This is a genomic window from Sinorhizobium terangae (assembly GCF_029714365.1).
Classification (GTDB): Bacteria; Pseudomonadota; Alphaproteobacteria; order Rhizobiales; family Rhizobiaceae; genus Sinorhizobium; species Sinorhizobium terangae.
Map to the genome: position 1 here is coordinate 832,546 of NZ_CP121660.1, position 24,654 is coordinate 857,199.

22 protein-coding genes are annotated in these 24,654 nt (G+C 60.2%); 11 read left to right on the forward strand and 11 right to left on the reverse strand.

Features of this window, described 5'->3' with window-relative positions; genetic code table 11:
* Positions 1-316 precede the first annotated feature (316 nt).
* The gene (locus QA637_RS22585; RefSeq protein WP_283067013.1) at positions 317-799 is read left to right on the forward strand and encodes a hypothetical protein; all 483 of its coding nucleotides are present in this window, start codon (positions 317-319) and stop codon (positions 797-799) included.
* A 54-nt stretch (positions 800-853) separates the two neighbouring features.
* On the opposite strand, the gene QA637_RS22590 is transcribed toward QA637_RS22585, so the two are convergent.
* Both QA637_RS22590 and QA637_RS22595 read right to left on the reverse strand, forming a co-directional pair.
* Complete coding sequence (locus tag QA637_RS22590) at positions 854-1,504, reverse strand: LuxR C-terminal-related transcriptional regulator (protein WP_153437018.1); 651 nt, start codon at positions 1,502-1,504, stop codon at positions 854-856.
* The gene (locus QA637_RS22595; RefSeq protein ID WP_283067015.1) at positions 1,501-2,901 is read right to left on the reverse strand and encodes a sensor histidine kinase; all 1,401 of its coding nucleotides are present in this window, start codon (positions 2,899-2,901) and stop codon (positions 1,501-1,503) included. The genes QA637_RS22590 and QA637_RS22595 overlap by 4 nt, the downstream gene beginning before the upstream one ends.
* Before the next feature lie 614 nt (positions 2,902-3,515).
* On the opposite strand from QA637_RS22595, the gene QA637_RS22600 reads away from it, so the two are divergent.
* On the forward strand, positions 3,516-4,331 hold the full coding sequence (locus tag QA637_RS22600) for a hypothetical protein (protein ID WP_283067017.1): 816 nt from the start codon (positions 3,516-3,518) through the stop codon (positions 4,329-4,331).
* Positions 4,332-4,398: 67 nt separating this feature from the next.
* On the forward strand, positions 4,399-5,190 hold the full coding sequence (locus tag QA637_RS22605; RefSeq protein WP_153437314.1) for an EAL domain-containing protein: 792 nt from the start codon (positions 4,399-4,401) through the stop codon (positions 5,188-5,190).
* 106 nt (positions 5,191-5,296) lie between these two features.
* On the opposite strand, the gene QA637_RS22610 is transcribed toward QA637_RS22605, so the two are convergent.
* Positions 5,297-6,193, reverse strand: coding sequence for a LysR family transcriptional regulator (locus QA637_RS22610; protein ID WP_153437313.1), 897 nt, complete (start codon positions 6,191-6,193; stop codon positions 5,297-5,299).
* Between the two features lie 99 nt (positions 6,194-6,292).
* On the opposite strand from QA637_RS22610, the gene QA637_RS22615 reads away from it, so the two are divergent.
* Together QA637_RS22615 and QA637_RS22620 are read left to right on the forward strand one after the other, a co-directional pair.
* Positions 6,293-6,670, forward strand: a complete 378-nt coding sequence (locus QA637_RS22615) for an Atu4866 domain-containing protein (RefSeq protein ID WP_153437312.1) — start codon at positions 6,293-6,295, stop codon at positions 6,668-6,670.
* A gap of 139 nt (positions 6,671-6,809) precedes the next feature.
* Complete coding sequence (locus QA637_RS22620) at positions 6,810-7,544, forward strand: SDR family oxidoreductase (protein ID WP_283067018.1); 735 nt, start codon at positions 6,810-6,812, stop codon at positions 7,542-7,544.
* A gap of 83 nt (positions 7,545-7,627) precedes the next feature.
* Here the strand turns inward: QA637_RS22620 and QA637_RS22625 are convergent, their stop codons facing one another.
* The 8 genes from QA637_RS22625 to QA637_RS22660 all read right to left on the reverse strand — a co-directional run bounded on the left by QA637_RS22625 (position 7,628) and on the right by QA637_RS22660 (position 18,735).
* Positions 7,628-9,451 (reverse strand): hypothetical protein, encoded by a 1,824-nt coding sequence (locus tag QA637_RS22625; RefSeq protein ID WP_283067020.1) that lies wholly within the window; start codon positions 9,449-9,451, stop codon positions 7,628-7,630.
* 489 nt (positions 9,452-9,940) lie between these two features.
* Positions 9,941-11,860, reverse strand: coding sequence for a caspase family protein (locus QA637_RS22630; RefSeq protein ID WP_283067021.1), 1,920 nt, complete (start codon positions 11,858-11,860; stop codon positions 9,941-9,943).
* Entirely contained in the window at positions 11,808-13,832 is a 2,025-nt protein-coding gene (locus QA637_RS22635; protein ID WP_283067022.1) for a C1 family peptidase, read from the reverse strand. The genes QA637_RS22630 and QA637_RS22635 overlap by 53 nt, the downstream gene beginning before the upstream one ends.
* Positions 13,833-13,909: 77 nt before the next feature.
* Positions 13,910-14,857, reverse strand: a complete 948-nt coding sequence (locus tag QA637_RS22640) for a glycoside hydrolase family 19 protein (protein WP_283067024.1) — start codon at positions 14,855-14,857, stop codon at positions 13,910-13,912.
* A gap of 22 nt (positions 14,858-14,879) precedes the next feature.
* A complete protein-coding gene (locus QA637_RS22645) occupies positions 14,880-15,326 on the reverse strand; it encodes a hypothetical protein (protein ID WP_283067026.1) in 447 nt (148 codons plus the stop codon).
* A gap of 420 nt (positions 15,327-15,746) precedes the next feature.
* Positions 15,747-16,130 (reverse strand): hypothetical protein, encoded by a 384-nt coding sequence (locus QA637_RS22650; protein ID WP_283067028.1) that lies wholly within the window; start codon positions 16,128-16,130, stop codon positions 15,747-15,749.
* 350 nt (positions 16,131-16,480) lie between these two features.
* Entirely contained in the window at positions 16,481-17,530 is a 1,050-nt protein-coding gene (locus QA637_RS22655; RefSeq protein ID WP_283067030.1) for a glycoside hydrolase family 25 protein, read from the reverse strand.
* A gap of 149 nt (positions 17,531-17,679) precedes the next feature.
* Positions 17,680-18,735 carry a LacI family DNA-binding transcriptional regulator gene (locus tag QA637_RS22660; RefSeq protein ID WP_283067032.1) on the reverse strand — a complete coding sequence of 352 codons (1,056 nt, stop codon included), beginning with the start codon at positions 18,733-18,735 and terminating at the stop codon, positions 17,680-17,682.
* Positions 18,736-19,016: 281 nt separating this feature from the next.
* Between QA637_RS22660 and QA637_RS22665 the strand changes: the two genes are divergently transcribed.
* The 6 genes from QA637_RS22665 (at position 19,017) to QA637_RS22690 (ending at position 24,639) form a co-directional block, all read left to right on the forward strand.
* Positions 19,017-20,306, forward strand: coding sequence for an amino acid ABC transporter substrate-binding protein (locus tag QA637_RS22665; RefSeq protein ID WP_283067033.1), 1,290 nt, complete (start codon positions 19,017-19,019; stop codon positions 20,304-20,306).
* 74 nt (positions 20,307-20,380) lie between these two features.
* A complete protein-coding gene (locus tag QA637_RS22670; protein ID WP_153437303.1) occupies positions 20,381-21,130 on the forward strand; it encodes an ABC transporter ATP-binding protein in 750 nt (249 codons plus the stop codon).
* On the forward strand, positions 21,130-21,858 hold the full coding sequence (locus tag QA637_RS22675; protein WP_283067036.1) for an ABC transporter ATP-binding protein: 729 nt from the start codon (positions 21,130-21,132) through the stop codon (positions 21,856-21,858). Before QA637_RS22670 ends, QA637_RS22675 begins: the two co-directional genes overlap by 1 nt.
* A gap of 10 nt (positions 21,859-21,868) precedes the next feature.
* On the forward strand, positions 21,869-22,747 hold the full coding sequence (locus QA637_RS22680) for a branched-chain amino acid ABC transporter permease (RefSeq protein ID WP_283067037.1): 879 nt from the start codon (positions 21,869-21,871) through the stop codon (positions 22,745-22,747).
* A complete protein-coding gene (locus tag QA637_RS22685) occupies positions 22,744-23,790 on the forward strand; it encodes a branched-chain amino acid ABC transporter permease (RefSeq protein ID WP_283067039.1) in 1,047 nt (348 codons plus the stop codon). The genes QA637_RS22680 and QA637_RS22685 overlap by 4 nt, the downstream gene beginning before the upstream one ends.
* Before the next feature lie 75 nt (positions 23,791-23,865).
* Positions 23,866-24,639, forward strand: coding sequence for a glutathione S-transferase family protein (locus QA637_RS22690; RefSeq protein WP_283067042.1), 774 nt, complete (start codon positions 23,866-23,868; stop codon positions 24,637-24,639).
* Positions 24,640-24,654 lie beyond the last annotated feature (15 nt).

Consider the following 24,654-nt stretch of genomic DNA (forward strand, 5'->3'; position numbering starts at 1 on the left):
TCAAAGCATCGCGAATGTATCCGCCTTCGCACGCGGACCCTATCGCCTCAGACCTTGGTCCTAAACCGACCGGACGAATGTCTGAGCGGACACAGTTAAAAGTCCGGGGCGGCCGGGGTTCTCGGCGCCCAGAGTTGACGGCGGGACCGAAGCGTGCGCAATGATTTTAGGGTGCTTCCGCTCCGGGCATCTTTCGCTCGGGGCTTGTTGCGTCGACGGAGGCCGCGAACCGCCTTGAGACCGGATGGTTCCCGCGAACGTTTCCCAGCCGTGGTCGGGTGGGCGAAGCGCCGATGGAAGTTACTGAAGGGCTGAAATGATGGAGCGTCGAAAGTTCATCACCGTGTTGTGTACCGCGTCGATCGGCTTCGCCATCGCGGCCCTCCCGTACAAGGTCACGGTGTCCGGATCAACGCTTGATATCGCTTCCCAATCCGCCTTGGCCAAGAATGGCAACGGAGGAGGAAATGGAAACGGCAACGGCGGCGGAAATGGCAACGGCGGTGGCAACGGCAACGGCGGCGGAAATGGAAACGGCGGTGGCAACGGGAACGGCGGTGGCAACGGAAAGGGCGGCGGCTCGGGCAATAGCCGGTCGACCAACGCTTCGACCGGGCCGAGCGGAAAGAGCACGACTGTTCGAGACAACGGCTCGGGGTTGAGCGTTCGCCATTCCGACGGAATAAGCGAGGAGATCAGGGGCGGCCGTTACATCATGAAGGACTCACGCGGGCGTACGATCGTCAACCGGCGAGCAACCTCTGCAGATGAAAAGCGGCTTCAAGCCTTCGTTGATTAGAGCGCTTTCGTCGAGAAAGCGGCGCGCTCCGGTTCTTGGAACCGGAGCTTCGGCTTAGCCGGAGCGACCGTCGATAGCGTCGCGCAGCACCATCGCCGCTTCTGTCCGGTTGGCGGCGCCAAGTTTCGTCATGATCTGTGTCATGTGGTGCTTGACGGTCTTCTCCTGGAGATCGAGCTTTCTTGCGACCTGCTTGTTGCTCATGCCGGAGGCCACGAGGCGCAGAACCTCGTGCTCCCGCGCGGTCAGTTCCGCGATGAGGTCGGATTTGCTCACAGTGGCCGCCGAAGGATTCGAGAGCAGCTTGGCAGAGAGCGTCGGAGCGACATAGCTCTCGCCCGAGGCCACCGTCTTTATGACGTCCGCCAGCGCCCTCGATCCGATCCCCTTCAGGACATAACCCTTGGCGCCGCCATTGAGAGCCGCCGTGACGTCGTCACCGGCCTCGGACACGGTGAGCATCACGATCTTCTGCAGCGGTACCAATTCAAGGATGAGCGGAATCGCGTTCAGTCCGCCTCCCGGCATGGAGATATCCAGCAGCATGACGTCGGGAGAGAGGTTCTGGGCAATTCTCAGCGCGTCGTCGCGCGAGCTTCCTTCTGCAACGATCTCAAACCCGTCGATCTCCGAAAGACTTCGCGTCACGCCCTCTCTGAACAGAGGGTGATCGTCGATTACTGCCACGCGTATCGCTGCAATCATGGCTGTCCAATCTCCTCGATGCCGAGTGACATCCTAATAATCGTGCCGGGGCCGGCGCCGTCGATCTCAAATGTGCCACCCAAACTCTCTATCCGTTCCCTCAACCCGGCAAGACCGAGGCTTGTCGGCCGAATGTCATTGGGATCAAAACCGGCTCCGCCGTCGGCAACCGCGATCCAGATCCTGTCGCCTTCCGTGCTCTGCACCACACGTTGCCCGACACCGCCGCCGTGGCGGTAAGCATTGTTGAGCGTCTCCTGCACGAAGCGGTATATGCATATCTTTGCGGACGGAGAAAGGCGCTCGGGCGGATCGGACAGCGACAACTCGACAGTCGATCCGGTTCGTTCTTCATGGGCGCGGACGACGCGCCCCAGGAGTTCTGGCAGGCTGGCCGTCTCGATCTGCGGCAGGACCAGTCCGCTGCATATCGTCCTGATCTCCTGCATCGCCTCGTCGAGGCTTGCCTTGATGGCCGTGATTTCCTGTTCGCGCACCGTCGCCGAAGTCGAGGCGCTGACCAATTTGTTGCTGTCAAGCCGCAATGAGGCGAAGGCAACGAGCTGCGCCGGGCCGTCATGCAAATCAGCCCCGATCCGGCGCAGCATGTTCTCGTTCAATGCCGTTGCGCGTTGCGAAGCGTGCTGCAAGCGCCCACGCAGGGCCTCGTTCTGCGAGAGCAGCGCCGAAAGCTCGTCTACACGCTGGCGAAGGGCGTGACGCTGCTTCTCGATGGTTCTGCTGCCGCGCATGACGATCGCCGAGAGCATGATGAAGAAGGCAAGCGTGAAGCCCGCGACGGCGAGCCAGGTCAGAAAACGGGCCTGACTGAGGCTAAGCTCGAAATCGTGGGCAATTTCATGGAATTCCGAAACGGCGACGACCTGCCCGGACCACGGTTGAAGCACAGGGTTGTAGATCTCGAGCAGCGGCTTGCTCGCGCCTTGGTTCGTTTCGTCCGCGGTGTCCTCGGCCGGCTTGAACTGAGCCACCATCTCGCCGCTGAATGCCGTTTTCAACTCATCGCCGAGCTCGAAACGCCGACCGACCATGTTCTCTTCGTTCGAGTAGAGAATGGTGCCGTCGGAGCGCCACAGGCGAAAGGCCAGCAACCGATTTCCGAGAGCTCCTTGCCCAAGCGTCTCGTTGAGCGCGCGCGCAACCGTGTCATCGAGAACCTGGGTCGTCTGCATGTCGGGCAAGAGCGGCGCAATCACGCTGTCGACGTAGAGTGCAGTCGTCGCTGCCGAGTTTCGGGTGACGGCGCCTTCGATGAGGCTGGTGACGAAAGCGCCGACCACGAGCATGGCGGAGGCTGCAACAATGCCGCCGATCAGCAGGAACTGCCTCGCCAGCGGCTGTGCGTTCCATCGTTTGATCAGGTTACTGGCACGCAAGGGAATCTCGGATTTATGCGCTCAACAAAATGGCCGGACATCGGTCGCAGTCGCGCCGGTAAAAGTAATGCGTCCGGGCGACCGGTCAATGCCACGTGATCCCGGTCAAAGTCCATCGGACTTTTGATGGCGGGCTGATCGGACCTAAGTCTGATCCACGGAAGCAATGGTCCGGGGACGGTGGCATGCTCCAGCGGCGCAAGTTAACGTTGCACCAATTCGAATGTGGTTCGATCAGCGCCATCGGCGGCAGGCCGCACAACAAAAGACATGGAGAAGTTCATGACCATTTCCAAGACAATCGGACGAAGCTTCGTAGCGCTGGCGCTTGCCGTCGCTCCTGTTGCAGCCGTTACTTTCGGCGCACCGACTGCTGCTTTTGCCAAGGGCGGCAATGGCGGTGGGAATGGCGGGGGAGGCGGCAACGGCGGCGGCCACGGGGCGGAAGTGGTGGCGGCCACGGCAGCTCGCATTCCAGTTCCGGCAAATCGGGAACGTCCAAATCGGGAACGTCAGGGACGAGCCAGAAAAGCAGCGGTAATCACGGTACGTCGAAGCAAAAATCCGTTGGCACACACAAGAAAACCGGCTCGCCCGTCAAGGCGGCCAAGGCCGTGACCACGGAAACGGTGACCACAACCACGCCGGAGAACACCGTTTCCGACACGGCAAAGCTCAGTTCGCTGAACCGGAACTATCGCGCCTATTTGAACTCCAAGGACCCCCGCATGGCGGCCATTTCCGCCTATGCTATCGCCTATGCAGAGTTCGAGGCTGAGAACGGCCCGGACGCTGTTCCGACCGATCCGGCCTTGAGCGATGAAGCACTCCGCGAGGCGCTCGAGAGTTTTACGAAGGACGGCGTGGTGACCGACGACACCCTTGCTGACGCCAAGGACATACTCGGTGTCGGGCCAGCTGTCGGCAAAATCGACGAGATCCGCGAGACGCTTCCGAAACCGGAACCTACCGATCCGGAACTGGAGCCTGATACAACCGATCCGGAGGCCGCGGAGGCCGTAGATACGGAAACAGTGACGGTCACCGAGTTGGAGGCCACCACTTCCGACACAGCAAATCTCAGTTCGCTGAACCGGAACTATCACGCTTATCTGAATTCCAAAGATCCTCGCATGGCGGCCGTTTCCGCCTATGCGACAGCCTACGCCGAGTTCGAGGCTGAGAACGGCCCGGACACTGTTCCGACCGATCCGGCCTTGAGCGACGAAGCGCTCCGCGAAGCGCTCGAGAGTTTCACGAAGGACGGCGTCGTGACGGACGACACCCTTGCTGACGCCAAGGACATACTCGGCGTCGGCCCGGCTGTCGGCAAAATCGACGAGATCCGTGAGACGCTTCCGAAGCCGGAAGTTACCGATCCGGAGCTCGAACCTGAGGCAACCGATCCGGAGTTGGAAACCGTAAACTGAACCTGAGCCTGGCCGGCAGCGACGATCGCCGCTGCCGGCCTTAAATCCGAAAGGGGCGGTTCGTTCCATGAACCTGGAGAAATTCAGCAGCGTCGTGCGCCATGTAACACATGCGATGCAACATGGACGGATCGGATTTTCCCTGCAGCAGATCAACTCGATCGACGATCCAGGCAAAGTTCTCTATTCGGAATGCCTTGGGAGGCTTATCGAGCCAGACGGCACAATCAGGACGAGCAGCGAGTTCATAGCCTTTCTCGAAGCGTCGGGGCGCGCTCCCGCTTTTGACCGGCACGTGATTGAGCTCGCATCCGACTGGTTGGCCCGCCATCCATCAGACGCTTTGGGCTGCAACATCTCGGCAGAAAATATCGCCGACAAACAAAGCTGGGCGCTTCTCTACGATCTGCTTCACAGGCACAGGGCGATTGCCCCCCGTCTTGTTGTCGAAATAACGGAAAGCTTGCCGATCGCGCCGCTCTCCGCCGCGGCCGACTTGCTTCAGAGCGTTCGGGAACTCGGATACAAGGTTGCGATCGACGACTTCGGCACCGGTTGTTCGACGCCCGAAACGCTTCTGGCGCTTCGCGTCGATATCGTGAAGATCGACGGGTTTTTCGTGCAGCACCGCGGCGATACAGCGGAGCGGTTCCTCCGGTGCATGGTCGGCCTGGCGTCTTGCGCGGCATCCACTGTGGTCGTCGAAGGCATCGAGACCTATGCCCAGTTAGAGGCTGCAAAAGCAGCCGGAGCAACACATGTGCAGGGGTTTCTCTTGTCCGAGCCAACCCTGCCACCCGTCCATTACGGATGGGTGAATTCCGCCCCGCACGCGGTCGCCGCCAAATGGATGATGTGAGCCCATTTGGTCCAAGCGCCTCGGCTTGATTGCGCCAGAGACGCGGCGTTCGCCGGGCGAAGGGTTAACTACTGGCCAGGTCACAGACCTCGCGAAATCTGCTCATTCAAGTCTTTCTCGATGTCCGAATGTATTCGACCAACGCGCGGAGCTTCAGCGGCTGCCGGTGGCGTGTGGGGTAGTAAACGTAGAAGCCTGCGAAGGGCGGACAGTACGCTTCGAGCAACGGCACCAGTTCGCCGCGCTCTATATAGGGCTGGAACGTCTCCATCATCCCGAATGTGATGCCCGCGCCGGCCCTGGCCATACGGATCATCACTCCCATGTCGTTCGTCGTCACGGCTGGCTCTACCGAGACATCGAAGTCACGACCGTTCTCCGTGAATTCCCAGCGGTAGGGCGCAGCATCCGGGCGCGGCCGCCAGCCGACGCAAACATGCATCGGAAGGTCGCGGGGATGGTTTGGCCCGCCGTGTCGTTCGATATATCCAGGGGAGGCGACGGCGCATTGTCTTTGCTGCGCCGACACCGGCACCGCGATCATGTCCTGCTGGATCACTTCGCCAAGCCGCACGCCTGCATCGAAGCCGGCTTCGACAATGTCGAACTCTTCGTCCGTGATCGTCAGATCCAGCTTCACCTTCGGAAAGGCCTCGACAAAACCCGCGAGCAACTCGCCGGACAGGAAGCCCTCGGCGATCGACGAAACGGCGATCCGCAGGCGGCCGCTCGGATGCGCTTCGATCTCACGTAGTGCCTGCACTGCCGTGCTTACCTGGGCGGCAGATATGCGCACGGTCTCGTAGAAAAGCTCGCCCGCTTCCGTGAGCCTTACGCTGCGTGTCGTGCGCTGTACGAGCGCCACACCGATGCGATCTTCCAAACGCTGAAGCGCTTGGCTCACTGCCGAACGGGTGACGCCGAGCCGCTCGCTCGCAACGCGGAAGTTGCGCGCTTCGGCTATCGCCAGAAACACTGAGATGCCTTCGAAATCGTCAGCCATTGGTTAGAGAACCTAACCAACGCATCCGGATTTGGCAACTCGATCGCGACCTGTCAGGCGCATATTCTGCGATCGTTATAGACCTTCATGAGAGGAAACATGTCCAATTCCTTTTCCAAAAGCCTTACGCTCGGCCCGGCGATCACCTTGCTTGCGACCTGCAGATCGGTGAGTTCCGGCTCCGGTGAAGCCCGGATCCACGATCCGTCACCGCATCAACACACGAAGCAGCAAGCAACGGCACCGCATCCCTATGTCGGCCTGTGGATGACGGACAATGGGCATGTCCGGCACGAGCTCCTCGCCAATGGGCGCTACGATGAAGCCCGCGGCACCCGTCAGAGCGCCTACCAGGGGCGCTATGAAGTGTCCGGCAATCATATCGAATATTGGGACGATACCGGCTTCACCGCCGACGGCGATTTTGTGGACGAGGACACGCTTCACCACGGGGGCATGATCCTTCGCCGTCGCTGATGCACCCGCAGATGCCACGAACGACAAAGCCGCACGTGGCCGGACGCCAGGCGAGGCGCTGATTTCGCGCCGAAAGTCGAACCTTCTCAAACAGGAAGCCCTCGCATCACCGCGAGGTGAATAGGAAATGGAGTTAGAAATGTCGAATATTCAAGGCAAAGTTGTCGCGATCACGGGAGCCAGTAGCGGCATCGGCGAGGCCACGGCACGCGTTCTCGCGGCCGCGGGAGCCCATGTGCTGATCGGTGCACGGCGGATGGATCGGCTGGAGCGCCTCGCTGACGAGATCGCTGCTGCCGGCGGTTCCGTTCGCGTCAGAAGACTGGATGTGACCAGCCGAATGGATGTCGAAGCCTTTGCGCGCCACGCCCGATCAGAGTTCGGCCGTCTCGACGCCATCGTCAACAACGCCGGTGTCATGCCGTTGTCGCCGCTGGCCGCGCTCAAGGTCGACGAGTGGGACCGTATGGTCGACGTCAATATCAAGGGCGTCCTCTACAGCATTGCAGCGGTATTGCCGATCATGGGCGAGCAGGGGCGCGGGCAGATCGTCAATCTTTCGTCGATCGGCGGTCACAGCGTTTCGCCGACGGCCGCCGTCTATTGTGCGACCAAGTTCGCCGTCTGCGCCATCTCCGACGGCTTGCGGCAGGAGACCGACAAAATCCGCGTCACAGTCATCTCGCCAGGAACCACCACGTCCGAACTCGCCGACACCATTACCGACCCGACGGCCCGCGACGCGATGACGGCTTGGCGCGCGATCACGATCAGCCCCGAAGCGGTCGCCAACGCGATCCTTTATGCGGTCAGCCAGCCGGACGACGTCGATGTCAGTGAAATCATCATTCGACCGACGGCAAGCCCACACTGAGCACGGCGTATTGCAACAGCGGTGGCAGCCCGCCATCGCCGTTGCCGTGCACCGAACTGATAGTCGCTGCGCCGCGGGCGCAATTACAGGGGCCGTGCACCGACTAAAGCCGCGTGGTTTCTGGTCTGACCATTTGACTGCAAGCTCAAAGCGAATGTCACGAGCGCGATCAGCGAGAACAGGGATTTGGATACTAGGCTAACCAGAAATGTCGCTCGATAGGCGGGTTCGATCAGGATGCTCGTCTCAAGCAGGACATAGATCACGATGAATATCGCTGCGAAGCAATAGAGGGGGAGTCTGAGGCCTTCAGATCTTTCTTGGCTCTCGGTAACGCAATCCGTTACTACGCAGATACCGACGCCATACATTGCCGGGATGAGTGAGCATATGGCGTAATACCCCGTCAGCACAAGAATCCCTCCTTGGCCGATCTGCAACAGCGCAGTGACACTGTCATATCTCCACTGGTACAAAATGACCCAAATGATGGCTGTCGCGAAGGCGCACGTCATCGCAGCAAAGACGATGCCGCCATACTGAGAAAGTGGGAAACTCCGAATATCCGAAAAAGCTATCCAGGTACCCTGGTCGATCTTGTGGGTTCGTATGAAAAGCGCGCAAATCCCGGCCGCGAGGAAGCTTGTAAAGAGTGATGCCGACGTGAAGAAAGCCTCTTCGAACGGACCTACGCTCAAACCGCCGGGCAAGAAGACTGCATGGATTTTATGGTACGCTGTGAGCAGGATCACGCAGCCTAGAAATGCGGTGAAGGTCGACAACAGGGTTGCATTGTTCCATGGCCGAGGCTTGCTGCGGCTCCTTCGCACGAGCAACAGCAATTCTCTCAGGACGACGTCCAAGGACCGAGCCCCTTGGTCCGGATGCAGATATGCCCTCATCACCCGCGTGTCATTGAGAGCGATGATCGCAAAGAGGGCGCTCAATCTGCGGTTGGATGTGCCGATCTCCGTCGCTTTCGCACGCCATAGGTCTGCAAGCGTCAGGTAGGACCGAATATCCTCTTGCTGCAACGAGGCGAAAGTCGACGCTGGATTAGCGAGAATTTCGGCGGAAAGGGACTGAATTCTTTGCGAATCGCTATCCCTGATCGGGACTTCCGGCGAAGTGTTGCTTTTTTCAATTATGTATCTCACGACCGGTGACGATGAGGTCTTCGAAACAAGTTCCTTTACTTCCTGCTTCAAGCTTTCGGACTTGGGCCTGAGAACGTCCAGGATATCGCGGTACTTGTCGAACTCTCCCGCTGACCAAATGTCCTGGCCATTGATCGTCCATCTGGCGAACAGTTCCGCGCCCACCGTCCGCCTCGCCACTTTGTCAGCCTCTTCGCGTGAGCAGCCCGCATAAAGGGCGAGACTCTGAATCTTGCGGAACCGTTGCAGGTCCGGCTCATAGCGCGGATCCCTTCCCACATAGGCCTCGATCTCGCTCTGGGAGAGCTTGGTGACCCGCTCAAAGAACTCGTCGGGAATGTTGGACACGCTGTGGGCCATGCTGCGCAGGGAAAGCTCGATCTGAGCGAACAAGGGAGTGGAGGGGATGACGCCTATGACAATAAGGGCCGCACCAAGCGGCCATGCTGGGCCTTCGAAACCCTCGAGCTTTCCCTCGGCGAGGACGCGTATGATCGGCTGTGAGGCGCACATGAAGAAATAGAGGATCTCCAGTGACACCGTGTAGATGAGGTAGGCCTTGCGGAAAACGCTCTTGCCGACAATCGCCGGCAGCGAAAGAAGACGTACGAAGTCGAATTCCTCGCCTCTCGGCGGTGTTATGAGGGACTCAACGCGCTTCCTTGAATGAAAAGCGATTGTCAAAGCCCCGAAAAGGAAGGTCAGGGTCGTAGGGTCACTCAACCAGCCAATCGTAAGCGCGGTGCCCATGGTGTTCACCCCTCAGCATCGATTGATTTGCGGATTACATTGCGCGTTCGCCTCCCCCGAGGCAGCGGGAACCAGCCCGCATGCTATGGTGGCTGCCAAAAGTAGGGTCAGGAGGAAGTTCCTTCGCATGGCCAGCTCCACGAATAGATCTCGCGGCACGTTTCAGGCGTGAGATGGTTGAGTTCCGATACAAAGCCGACTTGGGAAAAGAATAGTCTCTTCGTCTACGAAGTCGGGTTGTGGATATTACATAATAGCGCGTGTTGAACACCGGGCATGTTACATTTGTTACATTATGGTTTCTTCGGCTGTGTGAAACCCAAGTGCCTTTTGCCTGCGATACGGGCTTGTGAAACGGCGAACTGCATCGGCGGGCCGATCGCGGCACTTCCGGTGACATTAGAGGCAACGTCGGCTCCCTCGTGAGGAGCCGACAGGCGGAGTTCCATCTTTACCCATGCATCCTTTCATCTACCTGCTCGGAGATGATCAGATCGCAAAGGGCGTCTGCGCGTCGTAAATCGGGTTCCTCGGTCCGACCTGCCAATGATTGGGGGTCTGATCGGGTGGCAATTTCATCATGATCGCCCGGTGGAAGGCGGCATAGTCGCGGTTGAAGCGACCATGGTTCCAGGTGGAGATCAACGCGGCGGTAAAGGCACCGTTGCCGATCCCGTCGAGCGAGACCTGATTGTCCTGGCATCCGGAAATCAGCCGAACGCTGCACGAGATTGGCGAGGTGATCTCGCGGGTCAGATTGCGTCCTTCGCCCAGTGCCATGGATGCGCCCAACCGGGCATAGAAGTCGCGGTTCTGGCGGAAAGTCCGCGTGGCGACGTCAATGGGCATTGCGCGCGGTATTCCCGCGGCAACCGCGTGGCCGTTCGCCAATGCATGTCCGTTGGGGACGCCTGCACGCACAACGGTACCGCTGTGACAACTGTCCGACACGACCAGTACCCGCACGCCCGCCCTGAATTCGGACCACAGGCCATAGAGCTCGTCATCGACAAGCTGGCCGTCATAGAGGCACCAGGTTTCGTCGGTGGAATCGTCTTCATCGTTGTTGAAATCCGGGAGCTGACCGCCGTGGCCCGAATAGCTGATCAGGAAGATATCGCCTTGCTTGAGGTCCCTTGCGGCCTTCTTGATCTCGCGGATCACGTTCTGCCGCGTCGCCTCCTTGGTGAGGAGTGACGTGGTCTCGTATCCGAGACTATTCGCGATCTCCTGCATGTCACTCGCGTCGAATTCACAGGCGCGCAGCGGTCCTTCCCAGCCCGCGTAGTGAGCGGCGCTGACCATGTTCAGGCCAATGTGGAGCGACATTCCTGACGGACCGTCCGTAGCCCGCGAACCGGCGGCCGCCAGGCGGGCAGGTGTCTCGACAGCCGCTGTCGCGGCCGACGGTGCCTTCGATCTCGCGGCGCGCGCCTTGCTCGCCTTATGCTCGACGTCGCGCGCCTTCGCGGCAAATTGTTCGATCAGGGCCGCGAATTTCTGCGCCACCTTGGCATAGCCGTTGTCCGTCGGATGTAATTCGTCGAACCACTCCGTGGTGTTGACCGTGTTGCGGCAGTTGATGTAGTTGAGCCGCGCCGAGGAGCTTTGCAGTAACGACAGGCGTTCATTGAAGCGATCGATCATGACGCGGGCAATCGCCCGCTGGAAATCCGGGTCCTTGATCCCTCGCGATTCCATCGGCTTGCCAAGCCAATTTCCCTTTGCCGGGATCGTGTAGTCGTAACCATGGCAAAGGATCTGCACTTTCGGGAAAGCCTTGGCGACCTGGCGAACGAGCTTGCCATACATGCCGATTGCATCGTCGAGCATCGTCTCAAACGAGGGCCTGAGATGTCCCTCGGGCGGCAAGGCCGGATCGAAATCGAAGAGATGAGCGGCGAGGTTGCCGCCCGCCACGACATCATTGCCGCCGCCGCTGAACAGGAAGATGGATGCTCCCGTGTTCTCGATCGCATCCATGTATTCTGCTTGCCTCAGCATGTTCGACAGGGTGTCGCCAGCGGCGTCCAGGCTGAAGATCGCGTAGTGCTTCATCAACTGGTCGATGACGTCCATCAGCCGGAACGGATACTGAAACCAGCTGTCGCCCTCGGAGACGATGACCGGCCCCTTGTAGTCTCCGCTGCCGATGCGATTGTGGAAGGCGGCCTGGCGGCGCAGGCGCGAGATGAAATTGGCGCTGTTGAGAAGGGCGGCACTGCGGGCCCGGCCTTCGGGTGTTGCGGGCACCGTGACGAGCTCGCGATTGATTTCGAGCACCGGATTGAAGGGACCCGACTTCTCGTCGTCGACCGTAAAGTATTTCTGAAGCTCCTGCTCGCTCAGACTCGGATCAGCAAGCTTCCTGTTCAGTTCTTCCAGAGATATTTTGCTGCTTGACGTCATAGCGCGTTCTCCCTCTTTGCCGGTCGGGAATATCCGACACGGGCGCGATGCGGTTGAGTATCTGGGCGATGAGGTCGGTCTTCAGCTGAAGATCTTCCTGCCGGAGCAATTCTCCGAGACGGGACGGGATCGAGACTTCGTTGATCTGGATTTTCGAGAAGGCGGGGTGATCCTTCCAGATCTCAGCGATCCCGGTCTTGCGAAGCGACTTGCCGATGAAGACCGGCGGCCGGCCGCTCGCGCGATCAGAAAAGGCTTTCTCTATAAGATCGAGTATGGACTTCGAGTAGATCCCCACGGTCAGCCTGTCTTCCGTAGCGGAATCAGGGATGTGGAGGGTGACGGCCGGCGCACGGGTTTGATTTGGAGACGAGAGCGCCGATATCAGTTGCGCGAAGCCGTCGGCAAAGTCCCTTGCGTCAATGGTCGGCGTGATGAGGTCGAGGCTCGCGAGGCGGCTTGTGAGCAGGTGGAACGATGCCTCTCGGTCACGTCTCCACCTCTCGATGAGGTCGCGGAAGAGCAGGACGCCAGCGCCGTCGCAAATGATGTGCAAGGAATATTGATCGAGCGGCAACAGGCATCGCACGACATGATCGACCGGACCTTTTCTTGCCGCTGACTTCCGGCTGGCCGACTCGATGTCCCGCCAGAATGACCGGCCGATCCCATGTGTAAGGTCCTCGATCAGGTGGTCCAGCCGATCGCTGCGGACATCGACCTGCTTGGTGGCTTCCGTGAAAAGGCCGGAGAGGACGGCAGTGGTCTGGTCGACGAAGTCGTTGCACCAGGCAATCGTCAGCGGGTAAAGGCCATGCTGCTTTATCGCATTCTTTTCTCGTGCGATCTGCTGGGCGGTCTGACCGAGCCCCAGCAAACTGCCGCCGAACCTGAGGAGAATTCCGCGGTAGCCGCGGTTCGCCGCGTCGCGCTCCGGCGCCCAGACAGGCGCGATCGGCTGATCGTCGTGGTGGTCCCTGCCAAGGAACCGGACCGTCTCGTCGAATGTCCTGGCGCAGTAGGGATAGGGCGGCCGCTTGACTTCCTCGCCATCGTCAAGGTGGATGAGGTGGCCCAGCACCTCGTAGCCTGGGACACCGGCAACACGGGCAGGTTTGCGAGCAAAAAAGATGCCCTGTTCTCCGATGGAGAGGTCGAAGGCGCTGGGTGTCGAAACGCCCAGGCGAAGGACCCAGCCGTCGAAGATGTTGTCGGCCCAGTCCTGATAGGACCAGTGGCCCAATCCGTTGCAGCCGAGATAGCCGCCCCATTCTGTCCCCCACGAGTTCAGCACCAGAAAGCCCGTGCTGTCGTAGCCGACGACGACAAATGCGTGGCCGCCGCCGTCTCCGGTCGACTGCACGATCTTGCCGGCACTGGCGCGCACCGCTTCGATATTCCAGCCGGCATGCGTCGCGGCCGAAACAAGGACGGGTCCAACCTCGTTCAAGGCGGCATGATAGTCGTTGAGGCTTGGGCGCAGGCGATAATAGGCGCCGAGCGACACTTCGCGTGCTGCCTTGGCACGCCTTACATTCAGCGTCCCGCCGGGATCACCCGGTTCGTACTTCCAAAGATCGTCGGGGCAAACGCCATGGTGGTAGAAGCCTTTGATGACTTCTCGAAGGGAAAGACCTTCAGTGCCGTCGGTTGCTTCGCGCGGTCGAGCCATCTCGTAAAGCATGCGCGCGCTGACGGGCACATTGGCCGCAGCGTCCTGGCAATCGAGCATTCTCTGGAGATCGATAAGGCTGGCGAGCGCCTGGGCGCTGCAGGTGCCCTCCGTGCCCTGATTTCGCGGCAGCCAATACAAAGGCTCGGCGCGCTTCAGCGCCTCGAGGACGATTCCTGCCGGCGACAGCGCGGGAAGGAGCGGGCGGAGGTTCGGCGTGTAGATCTGGTCGCGCAAATCGATCGGATCGCGCGGAATGTTGCGCACCATCTCCTGCCGCTTGCGAGAAAGGACCTGCATGGCAATAAGCGCCAAAAGCATAGATTTTCGGTTGCGTGACGCCCGGCGCGGAATGCCGGGCGCCACTTTTCGGAAGTTCAAGCGGCGCGCGGCTCCGCTTCCTCACTCCCTTCGAGGTACTCGGCGTCCGGTTCGGCAAGCTGCCGGCGGCGAGACAAGTCGTCGGAGTTCGAAAGTGCGAAGTAAACGTCCGCGATCAGTTCAGATATCTTGGAGGGATCAAGCTTATTGTTGCTGACGAACCCCGTCACGATCTCGGCAGTCATCTGCAATATCGGATCCGGTTGCGCTAGGTCGCTGTCCAGGCCTCCGACAGGGAACACGGGAGCCCTGGGCGCCTCTGTGAACTCCGAGTCACCATCGTAGTGGGCTGCGGCGGTCGGAAGCGCCGAACGGGTGCCGATCGCTTGCACAAGCTCGGGCGCAAAGGCAGCCTCGAGCCCGCCTCTGACAGGCACGACGAGCCTGAGTGCTCCCAGAAACCTTGCGTGATATCTCGCGATCGCTTCTGCAATCCCCGGTTCGTACCCGTTAATGATGGCGCGCGCCCCAACGGGGTCGTTTACGTTGTGACCGAAGTATCGCGATAGTTTATGCCGGCCGCGGCTGTCGGCTCGAAACCAACCTTCCCCCATGCCGGCAAACATGGTGGCGGCTGCATAGTCCGGCCGCAGAGCCAGATCGGGGTGGTCGACCAGATTGTCGCCGACGTGGTCTCCGGCGCGTCGATAGTTGTCGCGCCAGGTCAATTGGACATATCCACGCCCGTAATAGGGATAGTAGCGGAGGTTGCGCCTTCGCCAGCCTTCGGAGAGCCAATAGGCCTCCTTTACCGGCGTCATCTGCCGTGCCGTTTCGTGGAAGGTCGTGGCAAGCATATAGGCCAGCCAGCGCGGGTCGCCGTCGGGAAGCCTCTGCTCCCACTCGTCGACTATGGCCGACATCCCGTCCACCTGGCCTTGGGTCAGCCGGCCGCCGAACATCGGCCGAACTTGGTTGAAGAAGAACGTGCGATCGAATGGCATTCGTGCCTCCTATGTTCAAGGCTCACTTGAGAGAACAGGACATCGGTGATTGGAATCCGAATGCGTTGAGCGTTGCGCCCAAGGTTTCCCGGTTGATGACGATCGCGGCCGAGGTTGGCTGAAGACCGGGGTTGTTTGCCTGGAGTTGGTCCGAGTAGGCGATGATATGGCCTGCGGAAGCGATGATGCTGTCAGCTTTGCCTTCCCAGCACCCGCTATATGCACATACCGACATATCCTTGGTGCCTGTATCGACGCCACCGCCAGCGGGCGTGAAATCCTCTGAACTTTCGCATTTGTAGGCGTTGCAACGGATTTCGAACTCGCCATTGCTGCACGAATAGGCGCCTGAGGCCGCGAAGGCATCGAAGGGTGAAAGTATTATGACTATTGCTGCCAATTGAACGTTTCGCATGATGATCACCCCAAAAGCTATTGTCTCGCGTTGTTCCGAATCGTCGCGGGTCATCACCCGCGCCATGGACTTCCATGCGTGTTCGATAATCAGGGTATAAGCATCGAAGAAACGGCGAACGTGCCGGGAGCGAAATACGCCTCGTCTGAAATCAGCGCAGACTTACGACAAACGTTGCGCGGAACGTCGTTCGGCTTCCGGGCCTCACCAAGCTTCTGATATTACGAACTGCCTTTGACAGCCGTGAGAGAAAATAGCCCGAGTCCGTTGCAGGATTTTACCCGGCGATTCATCACTCAAGCACCGTCGGTAGCACTCCCCATCAGCATATATCATCATATCCCGTCGACGCGCTGACGCTTGTTACAAACGTAACATCTCAGCCGATCGCGGTTGGCGCGGGCATTGCTTGTGGGGCCCCGTTTCACCGCGCGGCAAAGCTCACGTCTGCACGCTTGCGACGAGAAAACCCATTCACATCACCGTTTGCCCGGCAATGTCCTTGGTCAGCAACTCCTGCTCCTCGCGAACCTGCTTTGCCGTTTCGGCGGCTGCGTCCGAGCCGATCTCGGCAATGCGCACAGCCTCGTCCGAATAGTCTAGGAATGCGTTCTGCCAGAAACAGCAGCAGAGGTCGAAGGTCTCGTTGAGATGATCCGGCGAGAGGAGGTCTTCGAGAAGCTTCAGGTCCTGCTCGCGCCGGTTCTTCAGGAAATTCAGCATCTCGACCTGATAGCGCAGCGCCATCCTCACGGCTTCCGTCTGGAAGCGTCCCATCGAGAGAAGATATTTCGCACCATCGGCCATCGCCGGCCAGCTTTGCGACGGAGAAGTGGGGGTTGCGATCATGCTGGGCATCGAGACGACTCCTCGTTCACGGGCTCATCATTCGTCCGGTCGGCAGCGCGGCCTTCCGCCTGCCGAAGAGCGTAGAAGGGACTTTCATCGAGCCATCAGTCTACGTCGAAACGCTCGGCGTTTCGAAAGAAAGTTAAGCCGACAAATCCTTTCGATCCTTGATCCGCATCAACCGGCGCCCACGGCGCGGGGACGCATGCCCGCACGCGGCGGACCACAAGAGACCATGACAACAGTGAGTTGCCACATGCGAGAGCCGCAGCGGCTCGTGGCCAACCCACTCTCTGGCGAGTTTTGGGGGGCAAACCATGGAGTGGTTTGTCGGTTGCGCCTGTTCTTGGACGGTCAGGCTAGTCGCGGCTCGCCAAGCGGGACCCTGCAGCTACCCAGCTGTGCCACTCGTCCTCGCTGCCGTGGAACACGTTGAGATCAATCCTGCCGTCGACGCCGTGCGAAAGGCCGGAGCCGGAATATTGCCAGAAGAGCCATTTCCGCCCCGGATAGACCTTGGACGGGTGAGCGGCCACCGAGCGCAGCCAGAACGGATGGTTGGGGAAGGCGCCCTTCAAGTTGTCTCGATAGAAATCCGGCGCGGTATAAATGATCGGACGCTGGCCATAGTGCCTTTCCAGCTTGTCCATGAAGACCTGCATCTTCTCCAGGACGCGTTCGCGCGAGGGGCGCCTCTTGCAGCTCGACTCGCCGTTCCACTCGACGTCGATGACAGGCGGCAGGGCGCTGGCTTCTCTCGGCACATTGCGGATGAACCAGTCGGCCTGTTCGCCGGCGGTTCGGCACCAATAGAAGAAGTGATAGGCGCCGCGTTTCAACCCGGCTTCCTTGGCCCTGCGCCAGTTCTTCTTGAACATCGGATCGAGATGATCGCCGCCGTCAGTCGCCTTGATATAGGCAAAGTTTGCGCCCTGCGTCCGCAGCTTCGTCCAGTTGATCTCGCCCTGCCAGCGCGAAACGTCGACGCCGTGCACAGCAAGCTTTCTCGGAGACCGTGAGCCGAAATTGATCGGCTTGGCGTCGCGGAAGCGATGACTGTAGATTTGCCCGCGTCTTGGCGGCGCCTCCTCGATCGCCGGGTTTTCGGGGGCGAGCAGGGCGATCGGTCTTTCCGAAGGCACCGGCATGCCGGCTGTTCTGGCCACGGGCGCGAACGCCTGCGGCTCTGGAACCGGCCCCGCCCAGGCCAGCATTTCCTGCGGCGGCGCGGCTTGAGGCGCAGCCGTGCCGACATTCGCCGCAGGCATGGGGGCGAGCGACCGGGCAACGGAGCTCGTCGTTTCCCGTGACGGTTGCTGGGCCGCAACCCTGTCGCGATTGGAACTGAATCCGCAGCCCGACAAAACGAGGCCGGCAAGAAGGACCACTGGCAGAGCTGTGAAACGCATAGGAACCCGTACGCAAGACTTTCGGTGACAGCGGAAAGCCGCCGAACCCACTGACGGGAATCGCTAACGGAAAATTACCAAAAAAGACTGAATCCGATCCTTGCCGGCGTCGGATTTTTGTTTCCGATCGAGACGCGAGAAAAGCGCCGCTACGAAAGCGGTCGCGTGAAAAGCGGGAGGCGAGGGGCCGGCGCCGTGCTTTCGCGCACAACGAGCTCGACGGGCAGTACGGTTTCAAGATCGACGCTGCGCGTCTCGGCATTCATTAGCCGCAAGAGAATATTCGCCGCTGCACGTCCGGCGCCGTGCTGCTGTATCCTGACGGTCGTCAGCTTCGGTCGGATGAGTTCGAGAAGCGGCATGTCGTTGAAGCCGGTGACGGAAACCTGGCGAGGGCAGTCGATGCCGCGTTCGCGCAGTGCCTCGATCGCGCCAAGCGCCAGCCGGTCGTTGGCGCAAAGCACTGCCGTGAAGGCTTTGCCGGACGAAAGCAAGGCCGCCAGGCATCGGCCACCTTCGTGCTCGTCGAAACGGGTGGCGGTGACGATCAGTTCCTCGTCGACGGCAACCGAAAGGTCGTCCGCAGCATTCCGAAACGCGGCGAGGCGCAGCTGCCCGGTCGAAAGGTCCTGGGGGCCGGCGATATGCGCGACCCGTTCGTGGCCGAGTTCGCGGAGATGCCGCAGCATCTGGCAGATGCCGGCGTCTTCGTCATTGATGACATAGGGTATGTCGGAGAATTCCACCTTGCGGTTGAGGGTCACGACCGGAAGCCCGTCCTGGGCCGCCTTGGCGATCGAGGGGTCGCTCCGCAACACCGCGGCATGGATGATGCCGTCGACGCCGCGATCGCGCAGAACGTCGATGAGCCTGACCTCCCGGTCTCTGTCGCTATCGGTGTTGACGATGATCGAGGCGTAACCGAGTGGCTCGAGCACGCTCTCTATGCCGCGCAGGATCGGTGGGAAGATGAGATTGGTGATGTCGGGGATCATGACGCCGACACTCATCGTCCGGTTGGTCCTCAGGCCCGCCGCAATCCTGTTAGGCCGATAGCCGAGCGCGTCCGCTGCTGCCTGGATGCGCTTGACGACTTCTTCCGTAATGTTCTTGCGCTCGACCGGATCGAGCGCTCGCGAAACGGTGGAGACATGGACACCTGTCTCGCGCGCTATATCCTTGAGAGTAATTCTCTTTTTCAACATTTCCAGTGCCCCGACGCGTACGCCATTTTACAGCGAGACAGCGGAGAAGCAATCGATTGCATAATCTTCCTTGACGCTTGACAAAGATCATGTTAGGTCTCTCTGCAATCGATTGCATAGTCATTGCATTCAGCGCAGGCGGTTTGGTTGGCGGACTACGGTCGTTTCTTCCGGGAATGAGGAGTCCCGCAAGAAAACTGCGGCATGAAGTTGCCGCCTTTATTTTTTGACGATGCATGCAATCGATTGCATAGTTTCGCGATGGAGAAGGAGGAGCATCAGTGAGACTTGGAAGAACTCTTGGAAGATTTCTGGCGGCAACGACCGCTCTGGCGCTTGCGGCCACTGCCGCTCAGGCGCAAACACTTAAGATCGGCGCGTCGTTGCCGATCACCGGTGGCCTGTCGGTCAGCGGCGAGAAGCACAAGCGCGGATATGAACTCTGCACCAAGCTGATCAATGAAGCCGGCGGCATTCTCGGCCGTCAGGTCGAACTGGTGGTGAGCGATAACCGCTCAGATCCTGCGACCGCGATCAACCAATATGAGCGGTTCATCAACGTCGACAAGGTCGATGCCGTTTACGGGACATTTTCGAGCCGGCTGACCTTTCCGGTCGGCAGCATTCTTTCCAAATACAACATGGTCCACGCCGTTCCCTCCGGCGGCGCCTTGCGCATCTATGAGCAGGGATATCGAAACCTCTTCTATTTCCAGGTCAGTGCGGCTGAATACACCGGCAAGGACGTGGTTGCCGTAATCCAGGATCTCATCCCGGCGGGGCAGGGTCCGAAAACCGCGGCAATCGTTTCCGCCGACGACTTCTTCGCCAATGCGATTGCCGCCGGCCTGCTTGGCGAAAAGGTCAAGGATCCCGCAACGGACAAGGAGATCGCCGATCTCGCTCCCGGCTACCTCGCCGACGCCGGTATAAAGGTGGTCATGCAGGAGAAGTGGCCGGAAGAAGGCTTCAACGACTGGCTGAACCTCGCCAATTCGATCAAACGCTCGGGGGCCGAAATGATCATCGGCCTGACCGCGTCGGCGGAAGAGGCGGTCCAACTCACCCGCAGCCTGAAAACCGTCGGTGCTACGCCCAAGCTCGTCTATCTGAGCCAGGGCGCTCAGACGGAATTCATCGAAGGCGTGGGGGCGAACGCCGCGAACGGCGTGATGATCCACACGACCTGGCACAAGGACGTGCCTTTCGAAAGCACGCTTGCCGGCAAGCCCTTCAGCAATGCCGATTTCGTCAAGGCCTTCGAGGCAGAATATGGCGTCGAGCCGGATGAGGACAGCGCCATTCCCTTTGCCGTCTGCCAGGGGATCGAGCAGGCGATCAATGGTGCCGGCACCACTGACAACGCCAAGATGGGGGAATGGCTGCATGCGCGCACCAAGGACGATCCGGTGCGCACGGTTCTCGGCCGCTTCACATGGGACGAACGCGGCCTCGCCAAGGACAAATCGCACATCATGACGCAGTGGCAGGACGGCAAGCTCAACTTTGTCTATCCGACCGGCGAGTTCGAAGGCGTCGTGCCGTTCAGCTATCCCAAGGCTGGCTTCTGAGCGCATCCGGGCGAGGGCATGAGCCCGCGTCCGGACCGCAAGAAATCGTGTCGAGGAAATGGGAGGTCGGGCGCATGCTCGAAGTGAAGAACCTTTGCAAGCACTATGGGGGCATCAAGGCCGTCGACGGCGCGACATTCGCCGTCGAAAGGGGCTCGATCACCGCCCTGATCGGACCGAACGGGGCGGGCAAGACGACTGCGTTCAACTGCATCAGCCGCACGGTGACGCCGACGTCCGGTGAAGTCTGGCTCGACGGAGAGCGGATCGATCAATTGCGGCCGCACAAGATCACCGCCAAAGGCCTCAGCCGCACGTTCCAGATCTCCCGCAACCTTTCCGACATGACGGTGATCGAGAACGTCATCGTGCAGTCTCGCGTCGAGGGCATTCGCGGCTTGCTGCGGCCGGCGATGAGCGCGGAAGAACGGGACAAGGCGATGGCCATCCTCGACTTTCTCGGCATCACCCGCATCGCCTACGAAGACGGCCACAACCTCTCCTATGGCCAGAAGAAGCTGATGGACCTCGCCGCCCTCCTGATGTCGGACCCGAAGATCATCCTGCTCGACGAGCCGGCCGGTGGCGTCAACCCGACCCTGATGGAGGAGATCATCGGCCACATCCGGGCTCTCAACGAGAAGAAGGGCCTCACGGTCCTGATCGTCGAGCACAACATGGAGTTGATCATGCGGCTTTCCCACAGGGTGGTGGTCATGGCGCAAGGCCGCGTGATCTGTGACGGACCGCCGGAGATGGTTCGCAAGGACCCACAAGTGCTCGACGCCTATCTCGGCGGCGTCCTCGAAGAGGAGGCTGCCTGATGAGCGAACTGCTCCAGGTCAACAATATCACCGCCGGCTATGGCGACGGACCGGCCATCCTCGACGGTGCGCATCTGACCGTCGAGCCCGGCAAGGTCCATTGCATCATCGGACCGAATGGCGCAGGCAAGTCGACTCTGCTGAAGTCGATATGCGGCATGCTGACCATCCGCAAGGGCGATGTGGTCTTCAAGGGCAAGCGCCTCAACGGGATGCGGCCGGATCAGATTCTGCGTGAGGGTATCTGCTTCGTACCCCAGGAGCGGGCGCTGTTTCCAAAGATGACCGTGCGCGAGAATCTGCGCATGGGCGGGTTCATCCTCAACGATCAAAAGGAGCTCGACCGCCGGATCGACGGAATTCTCGAGCGCTTTCCGATCTTGCGCGAGCGGGCCGAGCAACACGCCGGCACGATGTCGGGCGGCCAGCAGCAGACGCTCGCCATGGCCCGCACGCTGATCATCAAGCCGGCGATCGTCATGCTCGACGAGCCATCGCTCGGGCTGGCGCCAAAAGTAATCCAGGAGATGTTCGACATCATGAAGATGATGTCGGCCGAAGGCGTCACCGTACTGCTGGTCGAGCAGAATGCGCTGATGGGACTCAAGAATTCCGATTGGGGCGTTGTGCTCGACCTCGGCCGCACACTGTTCGAGGGGCCGGCCGCCGACGTGCTCGCCGACCCGCGCATCCAGGAACTCTACCTTGGCGGCAAGAAGGCCGCCTGAAGGGGGAAACATGGCAGACATCCTTCAGATATTGATCCTTGGCCTGGCGCTTGGCGGCGTCATCGCCTTGATGGGATCCGGCCTCTCGCTCGTCTTCGGCGTCATGCGCATCGTCAATCTCGCGCATCCATCGCTGATCATCGCCGGTGCTTACATTGCCTACTGGGCGTTCAAAGTTCTCGGCATCGACCCGATCGTGATGCTGCCGGTGTCGGCGGCCATCATGGCGGCGATCGGCGTTCTGCTCTATCGCCTGATGTTCGAGAGGGAGACGAAGAACGCGAAATATTCCGAGATGACCGTGCTTCTGACCTTCGCACTCGCGATGATGGCGGAAGGCGTGCTCGGCGGTCTGTTCACCAACACCCAGCGCGTGACCTCACCCGATTATGCCACGGATGCCTTTTTCATCGGCGACGTCTTCATTCCGAAGGGGCAGCTCTATGCCGGGGTGCTGTCGCTCGCGATCATCGCTGCGCTGACGCTCTTTCTCAAATATTCGCGGCTCGGCTATGCCATCCGCGCCACCACCCAGAACCGCGAGGCGGCTGAGCTCCTCGGCGTCAATGTCAACTTCATCAGCATTCTCGCCTTTGCGATCGGCATCGGCCTTGCCGGGGCTGCCGGCTCGCTGGTCAGCTTCGTCTTCAGCTTTTTCCCGGCCAAGCATTGGGAATGGGTGGCGATCCTGATGTCGGTCGTGGTGCTCGGCGGCATGGGCAGCATTCTGGGCACCGTCGTGGCTGCTCTGTTGCTGTCGGTCGTTGCTGCCTTCGTCGGCACATGGATCGGAGCCACCTGGTCGACCATGACCTTCTTCCTCGCCCTTTTCCTCATCCTGCTGATCCGGCCCCAGGGGTTGTTCGGCGAAAAACCGGAGATGGCATGATGACCGTCACCCTTCAACAATCGAGCGCCAGTTCCGTCCTCGAGGCACGGCGCGCACATAACGAGAAACTGGCCCGCAGGGCCGATCAGACGAGAGCGACCTGGTTTCCCCTGGCGCTGCTGCTGGTCCTGCTGGCGCTGCCGCTCCTGCAATTCGTGGGTAACTACAACTACGTGCTTCATCTTGTCCTGTTCACCGCCTCCTACGTGGCGATGGCTTCGGGATGGAACATCCTTGGTGGCTTCGCCGGCTACGTCTCGCTGGGTCACAGCGTGTTCTTCGGCGTCGGTGGCTATTTCGCCGGCATGCTCTTGGCGCGCTACGGCATCTCGACCATCATCACGGCGCCTCTTGCCGGTCTCGTCGCGGCTGTTCTCGGCTACATGGTTGGCCTGATCACGCTCAAGGTGCGCGGACCCAGTTTCATCATCTCGTCGATCGCGCTTCTGATGATCGCCCGTATCCTGTTCGACAACTGGGAGTTTATTGGCGGCGCCAACGGCCTGACGCTCCCGACCAACGACCTGCCGGTGCAGTGGGCAAAGCTGCCCTATTACTACGGGATGATCGTGATCGCGGCCTTCACGGTGTGGGCGACCTACCGCATCAAGCACTCCAAGTTCGGCCTCGGTCTTCGGGCGATCTCGAAGGACGAGATCAAGGCGGAAAGTGCGGGCATCGACACGCGTTTCTACAAGGTCATGGCTTTCGCGCTTTCGGCCTTCTTCGTCGGCATGACCGGCGCGGTCTGGGGCGAATATCTGACCTATCTACGCCCAAATATTTTTCTCCTGATCCTCGTTTCGGCGAACCTCGTGCTGATGTCGATCCTCGGAGGGAAAGGCACGATTGCCGGACCGGTGGTCGGCGCCATCCTGATCGTTGCGCTCAACGAACTCTTCGTCGCCACGATGGGCGCATCCGAAGTCAACATCCTGGGGACCGGCCTGGTGATGGCGGTGGGCCTCATATTTTTCCCGCTGGGGCTGGTCGGCACGCTCGCAAAAAAGGGCAAGCTGCCACGCGTGCTCAACTGGGATTGATGGCCGGTCCCGCCGGAGTGCCTGTTCCTGAACTTCAAGGATTGAAACCTGCCGGAATGGCGGGAGGAGGAAGTCATGTCGGAATACGTGCTTTACAACGCACCGCAATCCACCTGCAGCCAACGGGTGCGCTACGTGCTCCATGCCAAGGGGGGGACCTTCGAGGAGCACAAACTGGACCTTTTCAAGGGTGACCAGCTGAAGCCCGATTACCTCGCCATCAATCCGAACGGATTGGTCCCGGCGCTCGTCCATCGAGGTGCCTCCGTGATCGATTCCTCGGTGATCATGGAATATCTCGAGGATATCCTTGGCGACGTTGCGCCGCTGCGCCCGCGGGACCCGCTCAAGGTCGCGCGGATGCGGGCGATGATGCGCTACATCGACGAAGTGCCGACGCCGGCCGTGCGCGTGCCGTCCTACAACCTCGCCTTCCTGCCGCATTACCAGGCGATGACGGAGGAGGAATTCCTGGCGGTCTGCGAGAGCAAGCCGCTCCGCCGCGAATTCCTGATGAAGATGGGACGTACCGGCTTTCCGCAATCGGAAATGGATGAAGCACTTGCCCGGCTGCAACGCGGGATCGACCGCATGGCGCGCTGGCTCAGCGAAAGTGGCGGGCCTTGGTTGATTGGCAAGGAGATGACGTTGGCCGACGTCGCCATCATGCCGGTGATCGTTCGGATGGACGATATCAATCTCGGCCGCCTGTGGGGCGGCTCTCCCGAAATCGCTGCCTGGCTCGATCGCATTCGCGCGACCGAGGCCTTCCCCAAGACCTACTACCACGGCTCGCTGCTGACGGAGAAATATCCACATCTCCAGGCCTTGAAAACAGCGGCCGCCTGAAACGGCAAACGACAG

Excerpts from the sequence above, each read along its gene's own strand:
- QA637_RS22690 (WP_283067042.1), top strand. The coding sequence starts at position 23,866 with ATGTCGGAATACGTGCTTTACAACGCACCGCAATCCACCTGCAGCCAA.
- QA637_RS22650 (WP_283067028.1), bottom strand. The coding sequence starts at position 16,130 with ATGCCCAGCATGATCGCAACCCCCACTTCTCCGTCGCAAAGCTGGCCG.
- QA637_RS22670 (WP_153437303.1), top strand. The coding sequence starts at position 20,381 with ATGCTCGAAGTGAAGAACCTTTGCAAGCACTATGGGGGCATCAAGGCC.
- QA637_RS22625 (WP_283067020.1), bottom strand. The coding sequence starts at position 9,451 with ATGGGCACCGCGCTTACGATTGGCTGGTTGAGTGACCCTACGACCCTG.
- QA637_RS22645 (WP_283067026.1), bottom strand. The coding sequence starts at position 15,326 with ATGACCCGCGACGATTCGGAACAACGCGAGACAATAGCTTTTGGGGTG.
- QA637_RS22585 (WP_283067013.1), top strand. The coding sequence starts at position 317 with ATGATGGAGCGTCGAAAGTTCATCACCGTGTTGTGTACCGCGTCGATC.
- QA637_RS22630 (WP_283067021.1), bottom strand. The coding sequence starts at position 11,860 with ATGACGTCAAGCAGCAAAATATCTCTGGAAGAACTGAACAGGAAGCTT.
- QA637_RS22635 (WP_283067022.1), bottom strand. The coding sequence starts at position 13,832 with ATGCAGGTCCTTTCTCGCAAGCGGCAGGAGATGGTGCGCAACATTCCG.
- QA637_RS22590 (WP_153437018.1), bottom strand. The coding sequence starts at position 1,504 with ATGATTGCAGCGATACGCGTGGCAGTAATCGACGATCACCCTCTGTTC.
- QA637_RS22675 (WP_283067036.1), top strand. The coding sequence starts at position 21,130 with ATGAGCGAACTGCTCCAGGTCAACAATATCACCGCCGGCTATGGCGAC.
- QA637_RS22640 (WP_283067024.1), bottom strand. The coding sequence starts at position 14,857 with ATGCCATTCGATCGCACGTTCTTCTTCAACCAAGTTCGGCCGATGTTC.
- QA637_RS22655 (WP_283067030.1), bottom strand. The coding sequence starts at position 17,530 with ATGCGTTTCACAGCTCTGCCAGTGGTCCTTCTTGCCGGCCTCGTTTTG.
- QA637_RS22680 (WP_283067037.1), top strand. The coding sequence starts at position 21,869 with ATGGCAGACATCCTTCAGATATTGATCCTTGGCCTGGCGCTTGGCGGC.
- QA637_RS22620 (WP_283067018.1), top strand. The coding sequence starts at position 6,810 with ATGTCGAATATTCAAGGCAAAGTTGTCGCGATCACGGGAGCCAGTAGC.
- QA637_RS22605 (WP_153437314.1), top strand. The coding sequence starts at position 4,399 with ATGAACCTGGAGAAATTCAGCAGCGTCGTGCGCCATGTAACACATGCG.
- QA637_RS22610 (WP_153437313.1), bottom strand. The coding sequence starts at position 6,193 with ATGGCTGACGATTTCGAAGGCATCTCAGTGTTTCTGGCGATAGCCGAA.
- QA637_RS22685 (WP_283067039.1), top strand. The coding sequence starts at position 22,744 with ATGATGACCGTCACCCTTCAACAATCGAGCGCCAGTTCCGTCCTCGAG.
- QA637_RS22615 (WP_153437312.1), top strand. The coding sequence starts at position 6,293 with ATGTCCAATTCCTTTTCCAAAAGCCTTACGCTCGGCCCGGCGATCACC.
- QA637_RS22660 (WP_283067032.1), bottom strand. The coding sequence starts at position 18,735 with ATGTTGAAAAAGAGAATTACTCTCAAGGATATAGCGCGCGAGACAGGT.